This is a genomic window from Streptomyces sp. MRC013, assembly GCF_023614235.1.
In the GTDB taxonomy this organism is placed as follows: Bacteria; Actinomycetota; Actinomycetes; order Streptomycetales; family Streptomycetaceae; genus Streptomyces.
The window spans coordinates 1,351,535-1,368,019 of the sequence record NZ_CP094264.1 but is presented as its reverse complement, the minus strand read 5'-3'; the positions used below and the strand labels follow the sequence as shown (position 1 = coordinate 1,368,019).

Here is a 16,485-nt window from a genome sequence, read left to right as displayed (position 1 = left end):
CCGGAGCGGGGCGGCGCCTCGACTCCTTTTCGCGGTCCGGTCGCCGCCCCGTGACCGGGGTCGCGGCCGCGGAGCGGAGCCGGGACCCGCCGGCACCGCCCCCGCCGCACCGGCTCCCGCCCCCGCCGTCCCGGGCGCGGGAGCCGGGCCCGGCCTCGGGACCGGCCCCGCACCGGCTACACCGGCGGCCGCTGCACGGGCAGGACGGACTGGATGCGCGACAGCGTGAACACCCGGTCGTCCTCCCGGAGATGGCAGTACGCGTAGAGGAGCGGCGGGTCCATCTCCAGGTCGCTCACCGTGCGGACGGTCCGGTTCCCGGAGGCCGCCACGTACTCGATGGTGACGGGCTCACCCGCATCGAGGGCGTGGGCGAGCTGCCGGACGTCCGTCAGCGTCAGCCCCTTGGCGTAGCCGTCGAGGATCTCCTCGGTGGCGGTGCCGTACGCGGGGCCGCCTCTCAGCGGGTCCGGGTGCGGCTCGCGGTCCGGGGCGGCCAGCAGCCGTCCGGCCAGGTCCGCGACGGGCACCGGACCGCGGGCGTCCGCCGCCTCGCCGGGGCGGCGCGGCCCGGGAAGGGACGGCCCGGCGGCGCGGGGCCCCTCGGCGTGCACCCCCTCGCCGCCCCCGGCGCGGATCCGGACCGCCCGCTCGACACCGACCGCGCCGTCCTCGGTCTCGGCCGCCGGTGCGTACCCGTTCGCCCGCAGCGCCGCCAGGGCCTCCGCCGGAGCCGCGCGGCACAGCAGCACGGTCGGGGCGAGACGACGCAGCCCGAGGCCGGACAGCTCCCGGCGCACCGCGATCTCGGCGACCAGCGCGGTGTCCTCGCTGTGGACCACACACCCGGCGGGAGCCACCCGCACCCGGCCGTGGCGCCGCGCCGCGTCCGCGATCAGGTACGTCAGAGCCTGCGGCAGCGCCCCCTCCACGACCTCCGCCAGCCCGGCCTCGATCTCCTCGGCCGTACGGCCCTCGTCCAGGGCCCTCCGCAGTGACGCGGACGTGAACCGCCAGACCGACGCGGTCCCCCGGGCCTCCCGCTCGGCCAGGCCGTCCAGCAGCGACGCCAACCGCCGTGACGGCGTGCCGGGGACCACGGCCGTGAGGTCCGCCCCCACCCGCGCCGTCCCGACGCTCCCCGGCAGCAGACGCCCGGCGTGCTCCCGCAGCGCGCCGGAGTCACCGTGCAGCAGGGCCACGCCCGGCGGAGCCGGCCGGCCGCGCGCGAGCAGGCCCAGCACCTCCGCCTCCCGCACCAGCGTGGTGAAGGGCGCCGGATCCTGCGGCGCCGCGTCCGCGAACGGCCGGTACCAGGACACCAGGGCGCCCCACCCGGCGTGATCCCGCACCCCCACCCCTCGGGGAGGGCGGACGCCGCGACCAGCAGCCCTTCCTTCGCCGCCCGGCAACCGGCGCAGAAGCCCGCCCGGCCCACCGCCGGCAGGGCCTTCCCCTCCTCGCCACGGGAGGCCGACGCGGTGAACCCGAGCCGCCACCACGCCTCGACGAGTGAGACGTACCGCTCGGCCGGCTCCCGCTCCGCCCACGCGTCGTACGCCTCCGTCACCGGCAGTGCACCGCCCTCGTACGCCACCAGCCCCGCCGCGTACGCGCACTCCAGCACCAGGCGCACCACCGGCTCCTCGCACCGGACGGCCCTGCCCACCCGGGTCAGCTCGCGCACGCCGACACCGCCGGACTTCAGCGCGGCGAGCGGCCTGTCCGCGCACGCGGCGAGCAGCGCGGCGGCCTGCTCCGCGAAGGCGGTCGCCGAGGCGGCTGCCTCGCGCTCCACCTCGGCCCCGGTCACGGCGGCCACCTCCGGCACGGGCGGCTCCGGGTCGAACGGCGCGCACCAGTCCGGCCCCCGCAACGCGAGGACCACCTCGGCGGGCACCCTCGCCGGCGCGTACCCGTGCGGGTCGCCGACGAGCAGGGCGCGCTCCAGCAGCCAGCGCTCGGCGGCCGAGGGCCTGTGGCCCCCGGAGCCGTAGAGGATCAGCGCGGGCTCGGGGTCCGGGTCCGACCCGGCCCGCTGCTCCAGCACCTCCCGGGCGTCCTCGGGAGCGGAGTCGATCAGCGCCCGCAGCCGCCCGGGATCGCCGTGGTGCGCGAGCACGGCGTCGAGCCGCTGCCGCTTGCGGGTCCCGCCGCCCACCCCGAGCGCGACCGCGATCCTGCGCAGTTCCTCGGCCGACCTGGACGACAGCAGCTCCTCCAGTCCGGGCCCCAGCCCGAGCGGCGCCTCCCACGCCCGGAGGAGCACCTCGGAGGCGTGGAGCTCGCCGTCCGCGTCACCGGGCCACACCAGCGCGTGGTCCGCGAGCGTGCGGAGCACCCACTCCAGGCGCTCACCGCCGACGCCGAGCAGCGACTCGAGTTCACCGCGCGTCAGGGGCGTGCCCAGCGCGGCGACCGCCTCCACCACCTGGAGGCACGGCAGGGGCAGCCGGGACAGCGCCCCCGCCACGGACCCCGTCCGCTCCAGCCGCTCCGCCACCTCCCCGAGCGTGCGCGGCTCCGGCGGCAGCACCGCGTCGGGACGCGCGCCCAGCACGGCCCCGAGCCCCTCGGCTCCGAGACCCCGGAGCCAGCGAACCAACGAAGAACCACGAGCAGCGCTGATGGCAACCACACCCGACCGAGGAAAGACCCGCCAGAGACGGCCCCACGTTATTACCGCCCCGGAGCCCCCCGCACACCGGCTTGACAGCCCGCCCCTCACCGGCCCTTCCCCGCCGCCCCGCCCGCCGGCCTCCACCCGCGTCGGGGAGACCGGCCACGGGCCGCACCCGGGGACCCCGGGACCCGCAGGGCAGTGGCTGGGGGAAGTCCTCGAGCGCGAATCGCCCATCCCCGTCACTCGTTCACGGCTCTCGTCGACAGGCTTCGCCCCGCCGAGTTCGCCGTCGAGAGCTGAGCGCCTGGCGCTCCCGCAGTCAAGCGGACAGGAACAGGGGTGGCATGGACACGTCGACGCTGGACGTGCCATCAACATGCGAAGCCACCGGTGGGCGAGTTCTTCTGCTCGGGTGACCGCCCCCTTCACCGGGGGCCGCACCATCTGGCGGGTCGACGGCCCGAACGAGCCCAGAGGCGGAGAAGGCCGGTGGCAACTCCGCGTGCCGCTGGAGCTCTTCGCCTGCTGTCGGACCTTCGCCAGAGCGAGCTGCACGAGCTGCAGAGCGTCCGGACGCATATATCGTCGTGCAGCGGGCAGTTCACAGCGTCTCGGTGGCCGGGCTGAACGTCTCGGCAACCCACGTTCGGCTCGCCGAGGTCAACCAAGTCCTCCTTCGTCAGGTCACCGTTGGGGTTTGGCGCAGACGACCGCCCCAAAGCGGCGGACGCCGCCGTTGTGCACCATCACGTAGTCGGTGTGGCCGCCACGGGTGCGGTCATGGGGCGGGCATGGCGCGGTACCTGCGTCCTCGCTTCGGCGAATGGACGGAACACGAGGGCGTGCGACCCGGACGCCTCCGAGACCTGGTGGGCGGCGTGCAGCGGTCGCTTGTGGAGGCTCGTGCCATGGAGTGAGAAACGACCACCGACCTGGACATTTGTCGCCCGTCGCCAGTCCACGCCTCGTCCACGGACCCCGACATGCGGCCGCTCGGCGCTGCATCTGTCTGCGCGTACACGAAGACCCCGTACCAAGCGTTTCCGCTGGTGACGGGGTCTTAGACACACTTACACAGTGTGCCCCCGGCAGGATTCGAACCTGCGCACACGGCTCCGGAGGCCGTTGCTCTATCCCCTGAGCTACGGGGGCGTCCGCCGTGTTTCGCGGCGACGGGTAGAACCCTACCAGCTCCCGGAGGGTGCCCGTGAACAGGTATTTCCGGTGGCCGGGCGGTGGCGGGCCCCCGTGGGGAGGCGAAGTGGCGAAAAGCCGGACGCGGGGACCGGGCGGGACCTACTCTCGAGTTGTGTCAGGCGTCTCCGGTCGGGTGCTGGTTGTGGACGACAACCGGGTCATCCGGCAGCTGATCAGGGTCAACCTCGAGCTGGAGGGCTTCGAGGTCGTGACCGCGGCCGACGGTGCCGAGTGCCTGGAGGTCGTCCACCGGTTCCAGCCCCAGCTGGTCACCCTCGACGTGGTCATGCCGCGCCTGGACGGGCTGCGCACCGCCGCTCTGCTCCGTGCCGACGCACGGACCCGGCACCTGCCGGTCGCGATCATCAGCGGGTGTGACGAGGGGGAGGTGGCGAGCGGGCTGGAGGTCGGAGTGGACGCCTTCCTCGCCAAGCCCTTCGAGCCGGCCGACCTCGTCCGGCTGGTGCACGAGCTCCTTCCGCCACCCGCGGGCGGCCTGCACGGCAACGGCCGGGCGGGTACGGCCCAGGGTTGAGGCCGGGGCGGTTCCCGAGCGATGCGGCCCTTCCCGCCCGTATGCCGAAACCGGTTCGCGTTCCCTCCCCCCTCCTCGCCTACGCTTGTCCCGTGACCCCCGCCGACCTCTCGCTCACCGTGCTGCGCGCCGTGCGGCGTGCCGTGGGCGACGGGGTCCTGGCCGTGCGCGACGTGCCCTCGCGGGTCGTCGTCGAGCGGCCCCGCGCCGGCGGGCGGGGCGACTGGGCGACGAACGCCGCGCTCCAGCTCGCCGGGCCCGCCGCGCTCCCGCCCCGGCAGGTCGCCGAAGCGCTGCGCGAGCGGCTGCTGGACGCGCCCGGCATCGAGCGGGTCGACATCACCGGACCCGGGTTCCTCAACTTCACCCTCCGCCCCGGCACCCGCGTCGAGACCGGCCGGCTCCTCGTCCGGAGCATCCTCGAGCGGGGGCGGCGGTACGGGCACGGGGACGCGCTCGGGCGGCTTCCCGGGGACGAGGTCCGCTTCCCGGTCCCGGACGGCGCCGACCTCCGCCTCCGCACCCTCACGCACTGCGTCGTCGCCCTCCTCCGCTCCCAGGGCGCCCCTGCCGAAGCGGTCGACGGCCGGGCCGCTGCCCGGCTGACCGGCAGCCGACCCCCCACCCCCCGCCTCCACGCCGTCCCCCCGCACTACGACGTCGCCGCGGCCCTCCCGTCCGACGCGGCGCGCTGGGCGCTGCTGCGGCCCGCCCCGCACGACCGGGTCCTCGACGCGGCGCCCCTCCTCCGCCTCACCGAGGCGGGCGGCAACACCCTCTTCACCGTCCAGTACGCGTACGCCCGCTCCCGCGCACTCCTCCGCAACGCCGCCGGCCTCGGCTTCACCGGCGCGTACGAGGAGGAGGCGGGCGCCCCGGAGCTGCTCGCCGCGCTCGCCGACCACCCCTCCGTACTCCTCGCCGCGGCCCGGCACCGCGCCCCGGACCGGCTCGCCCGGCACCTGGAGGCCGTCGCCGACGCGCTGCTCGGGTTCCAGCACACCGTGCTGCCCCTCGGCGAGGAGAAACCCTCGGCCGCCCACCGCTCCCGGCTCGCCCTCGCCGAGGCCGCCGGGACGGTGCTGGCCGGCGGCCTGTCCCTGCTCGGCGTCAGCGCCCCCGACCGCCTGTGACCGTTGTGAGAGAGACATGAGCCGTTCCGCACACCCCGCCGGGCCCCGCCACGCCGACGTCCTGCCCGAGGGGCACTACAGCGCGCCCCCCGCCGACCTCAACCACCTCGACCCGAAGGTGTGGGCCCGCACCGTGCGGCGCGACGGCGACGGGGTCCTGACCGTGGGGGGCATGCCCGTGACGGCCCTCGCCGAGGAGTTCGGGACGCCCGCGTACGTCCTCGACGAGTCCGACTTCCGGGCCCGCTGCCGCGCCTGGGCCGACGCCTTCGGCGCGGACGCCGACGTGTTCTACGCCGGCAAGGCGTTCCTCTCCCGCGCCGTCGTGCGGTGGCTCCACGAGGAGGGGCTCAACCTCGACGTGTGCTCCGGCGGCGAGCTCGCCACGGCGCTCTCGGCCGGCATGCCCGCCGAGCGGATCGCCTTCCACGGCAACAACAAGAGCGAGGCCGAGATCGGACGGGCCGTCGAGGCGGGCGTCGGGCGGATCGTCCTCGACTCCTTCCAGGAGATGGTGCGCGTCGCCCACGCCGCCCAGGCCCTCGGCAGGCGGCAGCGCGTGCAGATCCGCGTGACGGTCGGGGTGGAGGCGCACACCCACGAGTTCATCGCCACCGCCCACGAGGACCAGAAGTTCGGCATCGCGCTCGCCGGCGGGCAGGCCGCCGAGGCCGTGCGCCGCGCGCTGCGGCTCGACGGGCTCGAACTGGTCGGCATCCACTCGCACATCGGGTCGCAGATCTTCGACATGGCCGGCTTCGAGGTCGCCGCCCGCCGGGTCGTCTCCCTCCTCGCCCGGGTGCGCGACGAGCACGGGGTCGAGCTGCCCGAGATCGACCTCGGGGGCGGGCTGGGCATCGCGTACACGCCGGACGACGACCCGCGCGAGCCGCACGAGATCGCCGAGGCGCTCCGGGAGATCGTCGGCCGGGAGTGCGCGGCGGCCGGGCTGGCCGTGCCGCGCGTCTCCGTCGAGCCCGGCCGCGCCATCGCGGGCCCGACCGCGTTCACCGTCTACGAGGTCGGCACGGTCAAGCCGCTGGAGGGGCTGCGCACGTACGTCTCCGTCGACGGCGGCATGTCGGACAACATCCGCACCGCGCTGTACGACGCCGAGTACAGCGTGGTGCTGGCCTCCCGCACGTCCGACGCCGAGCCGATGCTCTGCCGGGTCGTCGGCAAGCACTGCGAGAGCGGCGACATCGTCGTACGGGACGCGTTCCTCCCCGCCGACCTCGCGCCGGGCGACCTGATCGCCGTGCCCGCGACCGGCGCGTACTGCCGCTCCATGGCCAGCAACTACAACCACGTGCTCCGCCCGCCGGTCGTCGCCGTCGCCGACGGCGCGGCGCGGGTGATCGTCCGGCGCGAGACGGAGGAGGACCTCCTGCGCCTCGATGTCGGCTGATGAAACATGTGTCTCATCCACCGGACGGGAGGGAGAAAGTCCGGTTTGGTGGGTGAGACTGGACCACCGCGGAAGGACCCGGTGGGGACAGGACAGGAAACGAGGTCGGATGATGCGTACGCGTCCGCTGAAGGTGGCGCTGCTGGGCTGTGGAGTGGTCGGCTCAGAGGTGGCGCGCATCATGACGACGCACGCCGACGACCTCGCCGCGCGCATCGGAGCCCCGGTCGAGCTCGCCGGGGTGGCCGTCCGCCGGCCCTCCAGGGTCCGTGCGGGCGTCGACCCCGCCCTGGTCACCACCGATGCCACGGCGCTGGTCAAACGCGGCGACATCGACGTGGTCGTGGAGGTCATCGGAGGGGTCGAGCCGGCCCGTACGCTGATCACCACCGCCTTCGAACACGGCGCGTCCGTCGTCTCCGCGAACAAGGCGCTGCTCGCCGAGGACGGCGCCGCGCTGCACGCCGCCGCCGAGGAGCACGGCCGGGACCTGTACTACGAGGCCGCCGTCGCGGGCGCGATCCCGCTGATCCGGCCGCTGCGCGAGTCCCTCGCCGGCGACAAGGTCAACCGCGTCCTCGGCATCGTCAACGGCACGACGAACTTCATCCTCGACAGGATGGACACCTCCGGCGCCGGCTACTCCGAGGCGCTCGACGAGGCCACCGCCCTCGGGTACGCGGAGGCCGATCCGACCGCCGACGTGGAGGGTTTCGACGCCGCCGCCAAGGCCGCCATCCTCGCCGGCATCGCCTTCCACACGCGGGTGCGCCTCGACGACGTGTACCGCGAGGGGATGACCGAGGTCACCGCCGCCGACTTCGCCTCCGCCAAGCGCATGGGCTGCACCATCAAGCTGCTCGCCATCTGCGAGCGGGCGGCCGGCGGCGGGTCGGTCACCGCGCGGGTGCACCCCGCGATGATCCCGCTCGGCCACCCGCTGGCCTCCGTGCGCGGCGCCTACAACGCCGTGTTCGTCGAGTCCGAGGCGGCCGGGCGGCTCATGTTCTACGGTCCGGGCGCCGGCGGCTCGCCGACCGCGTCCGCCGTGCTCGGCGACCTGGTCGCCGTCTGCCGCAACCGCCTGGGCGGGGCGACGGGCCCCGGCGACTCCGTGTACGCCCGGCTGCCCGTGAGCCCCATGGGCGACGTGGTGACGCGGTACCACATCAGCCTCGACGTGGCCGACAAACCGGGCGTGCTCGCCCAGGTGGCGACGGTCTTCGCCGAGCACGGCGTGTCGATCGACACCGTCCGCCAGCAGGGGCGGGACGTCCCCGGCGGCGCCGAGGGCGCCTCCGCGGAGGGCGGCGGTCGTCGGGAGGACGGGGAGGCGAGCCTCGTCGTCGTCACCCACCGCGCGCCCGACGCCGCCCTGAGCGGGACGGTCGCGGCGTTGCGTAGGCTCGACACCGTGCGCGCCGTCGCCAGCATCATGCGTGTCGAAGGAGAGTAGGGGACCGATGACCAGCAAGGGCACCCACCAGTGGCGGGGCATCATCGAGGAGTACCGGGACCGCCTCCCGGTCGCGCAGGACACGCGGGTCGTCACACTCGGCGAGGGCGGCACGCCGCTCGTCCCCGCGCGGGTCCTCTCCGAGCGCACCGGATGCGAGGTGCACCTGAAGGTCGAGGGCGCCAACCCCACCGGGTCGTTCAAGGACCGCGGCATGACCATGGCCATCACACGGGCCAGGGAGGAGGGCGTCAGGGCGGTCATCTGCGCCTCCACCGGCAACACCTCGGCCTCCGCCGCCGCCTACGCGGTGCGCGCGGACATGGTCTGCGCCGTCCTCGTGCCGCGCGGCAAGATCGCGCTGGGCAAGATGGGCCAGGCGCTCGTCCACGGCGCGAGGATCCTCCAGGTCGACGGCAACTTCGACGACTGCCTGACGCTGGCCCGCGCGCTCTCCGCCGACTACCCGGTCGCCCTGGTCAACTCGGTCAACCCGGTGCGCCTCGAGGGCCAGAAGACCGCCGCGTTCGAGATCGTCGACATGCTCGGCGACGCCCCCGACGTCCACGTGCTGCCCGTCGGCAACGCCGGCAACATCACCGCGTACTGGAAGGGGTACACCGAGTACGCGAAGGACGGCGTCGCCTCGCGCACCCCGCGCATGTGGGGCTTCCAGGCGTCCGGCTCCGCGCCGATCGTACGCGGCGAGGTCGTCAAGGACCCGTCGACCGTCGCCACCGCGATCCGCGTCGGCAACCCGGCCTCCTGGCGGCACGCGCTCGCCGCCCGCGACGAGTCCGGGGGCCTCATCGGCGAGGTGACGGACCGTGAGATCCTGCGCGCCTACCGCCTGCTGGCCGCGCAGGAGGGCGTCTTCGTCGAGCCCGCCTCCGCCGCGTCCGTCGCCGGCCTGCTGAAGGCCGCCGAGCGCGGCGAGGTCGACCCGGGCCAGACGGTCGTCTGCACGGTCACCGGCAACGGCCTCAAGGACCCCGACTGGGCGGTCGCCGGGGCCCCGCAGCCCGTCACCGTCCCGGTCGACGCCGCGGCCGCCGCCGGCCACCTCGGCCTGGCCTGACACCTCGGGCGCCGCCGGTTCCGCGCGGCCCGTGCCCCGGCCGGCCCCGCGGGCCCGGCGGCGCCGGCCCCGCGGGGCACGGGCCGGCACGCGACACGCACCATGCGCCTCCCGTGCGCCCTATGTCGCGGCGGAACCTTCCTTCGATAGGCTGTACCGACCCCGCCCCGCCGCACGTGCCGCGGGTGGCGACGCCGTCGGCGACCGCCGAGACGGCCCCGGGTCCCCGCACGTCTGACGCCGAGTCCCCGCCAGCCCCGCCCAGCAGGTCACCCCCGCAGGTCCAGAGCAAGGAGAGTCAACGAGCGATGGCCGGTCCCGCGTTCCGCGCCGCCGCCGTACGGGTGCGCGTTCCCGCCACCAGCGCCAACCTCGGTCCGGGCTTCGACGCCCTCGGCCTCGCACTGGGGCTGTACGACGACGTCGTCGTCCGGGTGGCCGACGCCGGGCTGCACGTCGACATCGCCGGCGAGGGCGCCGACACGCTCCCGCGCGACGAGAGCCACCTCCTCGTACGCTCCCTGCGCGCCGCGTTCGACCTGCTCGGCGGCCAGCCCCGCGGCCTCGAGGTCGTCTGCGCCAACCGCATCCCGCACGGCCGCGGCCTCGGCTCCTCCTCCGCCGCCATCTGCGCGGGCGTCGTCGCCGCGCGCGCCGTGACCATAGGCGGCGACAGCCGGCTCGACGACGCCGCGCTGCTGGAGCTCGCCACCGAGATCGAGGGCCACCCCGACAACGTCGCCGCCTGCCTCCTCGGGGGGTTCACCGTGGCCTGGAGCGAGGCCGCGGCGACCCGCGCGGTCAGGATGGACCCCGAGGGCTCCGTCGTCCCGGTGGTCTTCGTCCCCGAGAGCCCGGTGCTCACCGAGACGGCCCGGGGACTGCTGCCCCGCACCGTCCCCCATGTGGACGCCGCCGCCAACGCCGGCCGCGCCGCGTTGCTCGTCGAGGCCCTGACCAGGCGCCCCGAGCTGCTGCTCGCCGCCACCGAGGACCGGCTCCACCAGGAGTACCGGGCACCCGCGATGCCCGAGAGCATCGCCCTTGTGAACCGGCTGCGGGCGGACGGCGTCCCCGCGGTCATCTCCGGCGCGGGCCCCACGGTGCTGGCGCTGGTCGAGGACGGCGCGGCGGACAAGGTCGCGCTGCTGGCGGGAGAGGGCTGGGCGGCCAACCGGCTCGCCCTCGACACCGCCGGAGCGAGCGTGCTGCCGCTCGCGCCGTAGCCCGTCGGGCGGGGCCCGCCGCGGGGTGGATCGCCGGATACGCGGATTGCCGGTGTGTGAGAGGGGGAATGTCTGTTGGAGCCGGTAGTGTTAACCTCAAGTCTGCACCCGACGTCTTTGTGGCGCGGTGCTGTGCGTCCCCATCAGGGACCACCCTTCTTCCGGGAGCCCCCCAAACTGCCTGAGCAGCCTGCCTGAGCAGTTTCGAGCACGCTCCGGAAACCGGTACGCGTCCCCCCTCCCCTCTCCCCGGAGAGGACCGAGCAGGGGGTCTCGGGCCGGACCACGCACGTCACCTCTTCCGCCGTCGCATTCCGGCGGAACCACCGCCCCGGCACGGTCCCACATAGGGCCGAGGCCGGACAGCACAACCGGTCGCCGAGCCAGAAGGCCGACGTCCGCTCCAGGGAAGGACCCTTCGTGAGCGACACCACCGATCTGATGGGCGTGACTGCCGACAAGAACGTCGACGCCGCCGCGCCCGCCGCAGGTGCTGCCACTGGCACCACCTCACGGCGCCGCCGCTCCGGCACCGGCCTCGAGGGCATGGTCCTGGCCGAGCTGCAGCAGGTCGCGTCCGGCCTCGGCATCAGGGGCACCGCGCGCATGCGCAAGAGCCAGCTGATCGAGGTCATCAAGGAAGCGCAGACCGGGGGCGCCCCTCTCCCCGGGGGCGGCGCCGCGGCCGCGCCGAAGAGCGCCGAGTCCGGCACCGCCGACACCAAGCCCAAGCGCCGCGCAACCTCCCGCACCCGTACGGGCGAGGAGACCGGCGGCAGGGCCGCGGACGCCGCGGAGGCGCCCCTCGCCGGTTCCGCCAAGGCGGAGAGGGACGACAGGGGCGAGGCGGCCGCGCGGGGCGGGAAGGCCGTCGCCCAGCAGCAGATCGAGATCCCCGGGCAGCCGTCGCCGAAGCTCGCCGCCTCCCTGGAGCAGGGCGACGAGGCCGCCGGCGACCGCCGACGGCGCCGCGCCACCGCCCCGGTCGGCAGCCCCGCCACCGATACCGAGGTCCGCGCCGAGGCCCGCACCGAGGTCCGGGCCGAAGGCCAGGAGGCCCGTACGGCCGAGTCCGACACCACCGAGGCCGGCCGCCGGGACCGCCGGGAGCGCCGGGACCGCGGTGACCGGGCCGACCGCCAGCGGGACCGCCGCGACCGCGGCAAGGGCGACGACCAGCAGGGCGGCGGCCAGCGCCAGCAGCGCCAGGGCGCCCCGCAGGGCCAGGCCGGGCCGCAGGACGACGGCTACGACGACGAGGCGGGCGGCCGCCGGGGCCGCCGCGGCCGCTACCGCGACCGCCGGGGCCGCCGCGGCCGCGAGGACTTCGCCGGTGAGCCGCAGGTCTCCGAGGACGACGTCCTCATCCCCGTCGCGGGCATTCTGGACATCCTCGACAACTACGCGTTCATCCGGACCTCGGGCTACCTGCCCGGCCCGAACGACGTCTACGTGTCGCTCGCCCAGGTCCGCAAGTACGGGCTGCGCAAGGGCGACCACGTCACGGGCGCCGTGCGCCAGCCGAAGGAGGGCGAGCGCCGCGAGAAGTTCAACGCGCTGGTCCGTCTCGACTCGGCCAACGGCATGGCCGCCGACTCCGGCCGCGGCCGTCCCGAGTTCAACAAGCTGACCCCGCTCTACCCGCAGGACCGGCTCCGCCTGGAGACCGACCCGGGCGTGCTGACCACCCGCATCATCGACCTCGTGTCGCCGATCGGAAAGGGCCAGCGCGGCCTGATCGTGGCCCCGCCGAAGACCGGCAAGACCATGATCATGCAGGCGATCGCCAACGCGATCACCCACAACAACCCCGAGTGCCACCTGATGGTCGTCCTCGTCGACGAGCGTCCGGAGGAGGTCACCGACATGCAGCGGTCGGTGAAGGGCGAGGTCATCTCCTCGACCTTCGACCGGCCGGCCGAGGACCACACCACCGTCGCCGAGCTGGCCATCGAGCGCGCCAAGCGCCTCGTGGAGCTGGGCCACGACGTGGTCGTCCTGCTGGACTCGATCACCCGTCTGGGCCGCGCGTACAACCTCGCGGCGCCCGCCTCCGGCCGCATCCTGTCCGGTGGTGTCGACTCGACCGCGCTGTACCCGCCGAAGCGCTTCTTCGGCGCCGCGCGGAACATCGAGGACGGCGGCTCGCTGACCATCCTCGCCACCGCGCTGGTGGACACCGGCTCGCGCATGGACGAGGTGATCTTCGAGGAGTTCAAGGGCACCGGCAACATGGAGCTCAAGCTCGACCGGAAGCTCGCCGACAAGCGCATCTTCCCCGCGGTGGACGTCGACGCGTCCGGCACCCGCAAGGAGGAGATCCTCCTCGGCAGCGAGGAGCTCGCCATCGTCTGGAAGCTGCGCCGGGTGCTGCACGCGCTCGACCAGCAGCAGGCGATCGAGCTGCTGCTCGACAAGATGAAGCAGACCAAGTCGAACGCCGAGTTCCTGCTCCAGATCCAGAAGACGACGCCGTCCTCCGGCAACAACGACTGACGTCGTCCCCAGCGGTACCGGACCGCCCCCGTCACCTCGGTGACCGGGGGCGGTCCCGCGTTGTACGATCAGCGCATCGTAGTGGGGGGGAACGTATTGTCGAATGCGCCCACTGAGCTCGCGGAGCCGTGCCCTGGAACGCCGGGCCGCTCCGCGCCATCGTGTGGGCCGTGCACGTTCACCCCACCTGATGTCCAGCGGCTCGGCTCCTCCCCGCTCACACACCGAGAGGAGTCCTGAGTGACATCTGCCCAGCGGAGGGCCCGCACCGTCCTCCCCGCGGCCGCCGCCGCACTCGCCCTGGGCGGTGCGATGCTCGGCGCCGCACCCGCGCAGGCGGCGGACGCGGCACCGGCCCCGGTCAAGCGGAACGCGACGAAGGCCCCCGGCCAGTCCAAGGCCGACCTGCTGGACCGCGTCAGGGGATCGGTCGCCGACATCAACGACGGCGAGGCCGACACCACCCCGGCGCGGGAGCGGGAGGCCGGTGAGACCCCGGGCTCCGGCACCAAGGAGTCCTACATCATCGGCGGTGCGCCCGCCGCCATCACCGAGGCGCCGTGGATGGTGCAGCTGCACTACTACGACGACAAGGGCAACGACGACGAGACGGACGACGAGGGCTTCTTCTGCGGTGGCTCCCTGGTCGCCCCGAACAAGGTCCTGACCGCCGCGCACTGCGTGTACGGCCTGAACTGGGCGCTCAACGGCGCGGTCGTCTCCGGCACCGGCCAGATGCCGACCGTCACCGAGACCGGGCTCGACCTGCACGGCGGCCGGATCGACGGGATCACCCGCCAGTGGATGAGCCCGACCTACGACGACGCCACGATCTCGGGCGGCGACGTCGCCGTCCTCACCCTGTCCGAGGCGGTGCCGCACAGGACGCTCCAGCCCACGCGGAGCGGCGACACGGCCTCCTACCAGGACGGCGTCTCCGCCACGGTCTACGGCTGGGGCCGCACCAGCTCCACGTCGGACGAGGGCTCGCAGACGCTGAAGAAGGCCGTCATCCCGATGCGGGCCGACGCCAGCTGCTCGTCGTACTACGGCGGCGACTTCGTCGCGGGCCAGATGGTCTGCGCCGGCAACCCCGCCTCCGGCCAGGACGCCGGCACGGTCTCCCCGTGCAACGGCGACTCGGGCGGCCCGCTCGTCGTGAACGGCCGGATAGCCGGCGTCGTGTCGTGGGGCGTCCGGGACTGCGTCGCGAGCGGCGCGTACAGCGTCTACGCGAAGACCAGCACCTACGTCGGCCAGATCAACGCGCGGGTCGACGACGCGGACCTGGACTTCGACGGCCGCGCGGACCTGTTCGCGCGCACGTCGGCCGGGGAGGCCTGGGAGTACTACTCCCGCGGCACCTCGCTCGGCGGCCGGTTCTCCCTCGGCGACTGGAGCGGCGAGAACCTGGTCCGCCAGGCCGACCTGGACCGGGACGGCCGCCAGGAGTACCTGTACCGCACCACCGGCGGCGTCCTGCGGTGGTTCCACATCAACGGCGACGGAAGCGACCACACCGTCGGCTCCGGCTGGGGCGCGATGAAGAACATCCTGGTCCCCGGCGACATGACCGGTGACGCGCTGCCCGACCTGCTCGCGCAGGACAAGAACGGCTACCTGTGGCTGTACCCGGGCCGCGGCAACGGCACCTTCGGCACCCGTGTCAGCGTCGGCTCCGGCTGGGGCGTCATGACCATCGCGGGCAAGGGCGACTTCACCGGTGACGGCAAGGCCGACATGCTGGCCCGCGACACCTCGGGCCGCCTGTGGGTGTACCCGGGCCGCGGCACCGCCACGGCGACGTTCACCAACCGGGTCCTGGCCGGCAAGAGCGGCTGGAACTTCACCGCGTACGCCGCCACAGGCGACGTGAGCGGCGACGGCAAGGCCGACCTGCTGGCCCGCGACTCGGCCGGCGTGATGTGGCTCTACCAGGGCCGCAGCTCCTCCACGGCGCCGTTCGTCCCGCGCGTCAAGATCGGCTCCGGCTGGAACGCGTTCAACCTCTTCGGCTGAGCGGACGGGGACCCGGTCCACGGCCGCCCCGGCCCCGGAGGGGCCGCCGGGAGGGCGTGGACCGGCCCCCGCCCGCGGAAACCGCCCCCGTGCCCGCCGTGCCCCGCACGGCGGGCACGGGCGTTTCGCGGAGCGCACCGGACCCGTACAACCCTTTTCCGCGGTTCGCCGTCTGATCGGGTGCCGTTGAGGAACCCGGGGGAGTACACGGGCCGAGGGATCGGGGAGACCATGGGCGAGCAGGAGACGGGCGGCATACCCGCCGGGGCGGGGCGCGGGGGGAGGGCGGCCCGGCGCGGCCTGGCCGTCGCCGCATGGGCGGTCGCCGCCCTGGCCGTCCTCGGCGCGGGCGGGGCCGGGGTCGCCTACATGAGGCTCGACGCCAACATCGAGGGCATCGACATCAACACCCGGCTCGGCGACGACCGCCCCCGGAACGTCGACGACGGCTCCCTCGACGTCCTCGTCCTCGGCTCCGACTCCCGCTCCGGGGCCAACCGCGCCTACGGCCGCGACGAGGGCACCGCCCGCTCCGACACGGCGATGGTCGTCCACCTCCACCAGGGGCGCCGGAAGGCCACCGTGGTCTCCATCCCGCGCGACACGCTGGTCACCCGCCCCGAGTGCGCCCGCCGCGACGGCGGCAGCGAGCCCGCCGCGTACCGGGCGATGTTCAACACCGCGTACGAGGTCGGCGGCCCCGCCTGCGCGGTGAAGACCGTCGAGCAGATGTCCGGCATCCGCATGGACCACTACATCGAGGTCGACTTCACCGGTTTCAAGGAGCTCGTCGACGAGCTGGGCGGCGTCCGGGTGACCACCACGCGCGCCATCGAGGACGGCGGCAGCCACCTCGACCTCGCCGCCGGCACCCACACCCTCGACGGCGAACAGGCCCTCGGCCTCGTCCGCACCCGCAAGGGCGTCGGCGACCAGAGCGACCTCGGCCGCATCCAGCTCCAGCAGGCCTTCGTCAAGGCCCTCGTCGAGCAGGTCGGGCGGGTCGGCGTCCTCAGCAGCCCGCAGAAGCTCTGGGGCCTCGCCTCCACCGCGACCCGGGCGATCACCCCCGACTCCGAGCTGGACAGCGTCAAGGAGCTCGCCGAGTTCGCCGGCGGCCTCTCCGACCTCGACGCCGACGGCGTCCGGACGGTCACGCTGCCGGTCCGGTACGACCCGGCCGACCCCAACCGGGTCGTCCCCCTGGACGTCCAGGCCCAGCAGGTCTGGCAGGCGCTGCGCCAGGACCTTCCGGTGCCCGCCTCCGCCGTCCGGGACACCGCCGCGGGGAAGGCCGGGGACGTGGTCCGCTGA

10 protein-coding genes and 1 tRNA gene are annotated in these 16,485 nt (G+C 74.5%); 9 read left to right on the top strand and 2 right to left on the bottom strand.

Annotated features, from left to right (window positions below):
* Positions 1 to 176: 176 nt before the first annotated feature.
* Positions 177 to 1,100, bottom strand: coding sequence for a helicase-associated domain-containing protein (locus LUW75_RS05995; RefSeq protein WP_250334688.1), 924 nt, complete (start codon positions 1,098 to 1,100; stop codon positions 177 to 179).
* A gap of 2,603 nt (positions 1,101 to 3,703) precedes the next feature.
* Positions 3,704 to 3,775, bottom strand: a tRNA-Arg gene (locus LUW75_RS05990).
* Between the two features lie 55 nt (positions 3,776 to 3,830).
* Here LUW75_RS05990 and LUW75_RS05985 point away from each other — a divergent pair.
* From LUW75_RS05985 to LUW75_RS05945, 9 genes are all read left to right on the top strand, one after another.
* A complete protein-coding gene (locus LUW75_RS05985; protein ID WP_462933695.1) occupies positions 3,831 to 4,355 on the top strand; it encodes a response regulator in 525 nt (174 codons plus the stop codon).
* Between the two features lie 92 nt (positions 4,356 to 4,447).
* A complete protein-coding gene (gene nrtL, locus LUW75_RS05980) occupies positions 4,448 to 5,488 on the top strand; it encodes an ArgS-related anticodon-binding protein NrtL (RefSeq protein WP_250334686.1) in 1,041 nt (346 codons plus the stop codon).
* A 16-nt stretch (positions 5,489 to 5,504) separates the two neighbouring features.
* A complete protein-coding gene (lysA, locus tag LUW75_RS05975) occupies positions 5,505 to 6,896 on the top strand; it encodes a diaminopimelate decarboxylase (protein ID WP_250334685.1) in 1,392 nt (463 codons plus the stop codon).
* A 109-nt stretch (positions 6,897 to 7,005) separates the two neighbouring features.
* On the top strand, positions 7,006 to 8,352 hold the full coding sequence (locus LUW75_RS05970; protein WP_250334684.1) for a homoserine dehydrogenase: 1,347 nt from the start codon (positions 7,006 to 7,008) through the stop codon (positions 8,350 to 8,352).
* A gap of 7 nt (positions 8,353 to 8,359) precedes the next feature.
* Entirely contained in the window at positions 8,360 to 9,430 is a 1,071-nt protein-coding gene (thrC, locus tag LUW75_RS05965) for a threonine synthase (protein WP_250334683.1), read from the top strand.
* Positions 9,431 to 9,738: 308 nt separating this feature from the next.
* On the top strand, positions 9,739 to 10,656 hold the full coding sequence (thrB, locus tag LUW75_RS05960) for a homoserine kinase (protein WP_250334682.1): 918 nt from the start codon (positions 9,739 to 9,741) through the stop codon (positions 10,654 to 10,656).
* A 420-nt stretch (positions 10,657 to 11,076) separates the two neighbouring features.
* A complete protein-coding gene (rho, locus tag LUW75_RS05955; protein WP_250334681.1) occupies positions 11,077 to 13,152 on the top strand; it encodes a transcription termination factor Rho in 2,076 nt (691 codons plus the stop codon).
* A 240-nt stretch (positions 13,153 to 13,392) separates the two neighbouring features.
* The gene (locus LUW75_RS05950) at positions 13,393 to 15,171 is read left to right on the top strand and encodes a trypsin-like serine protease (protein ID WP_349816397.1); all 1,779 of its coding nucleotides are present in this window, start codon (positions 13,393 to 13,395) and stop codon (positions 15,169 to 15,171) included.
* Between the two features lie 231 nt (positions 15,172 to 15,402).
* Positions 15,403 to 16,485 carry an LCP family protein gene (locus LUW75_RS05945; protein WP_250334680.1) on the top strand — a complete coding sequence of 361 codons (1,083 nt, stop codon included), beginning with the start codon at positions 15,403 to 15,405 and terminating at the stop codon, positions 16,483 to 16,485.

Coding starts and splice junctions, on each gene's coding strand:
- lysA (WP_250334685.1), top strand. CDS start 5,505: ATGAGCCGTTCCGCACACCCCGCCGGGCCCCGCCACGCCGACGTCCTG.
- LUW75_RS05970 (WP_250334684.1), top strand. CDS start 7,006: ATGATGCGTACGCGTCCGCTGAAGGTGGCGCTGCTGGGCTGTGGAGTG.
- thrC (WP_250334683.1), top strand. CDS start 8,360: ATGACCAGCAAGGGCACCCACCAGTGGCGGGGCATCATCGAGGAGTAC.
- thrB (WP_250334682.1), top strand. CDS start 9,739: ATGGCCGGTCCCGCGTTCCGCGCCGCCGCCGTACGGGTGCGCGTTCCC.
- LUW75_RS05945 (WP_250334680.1), top strand. CDS start 15,403: ATGGGCGAGCAGGAGACGGGCGGCATACCCGCCGGGGCGGGGCGCGGG.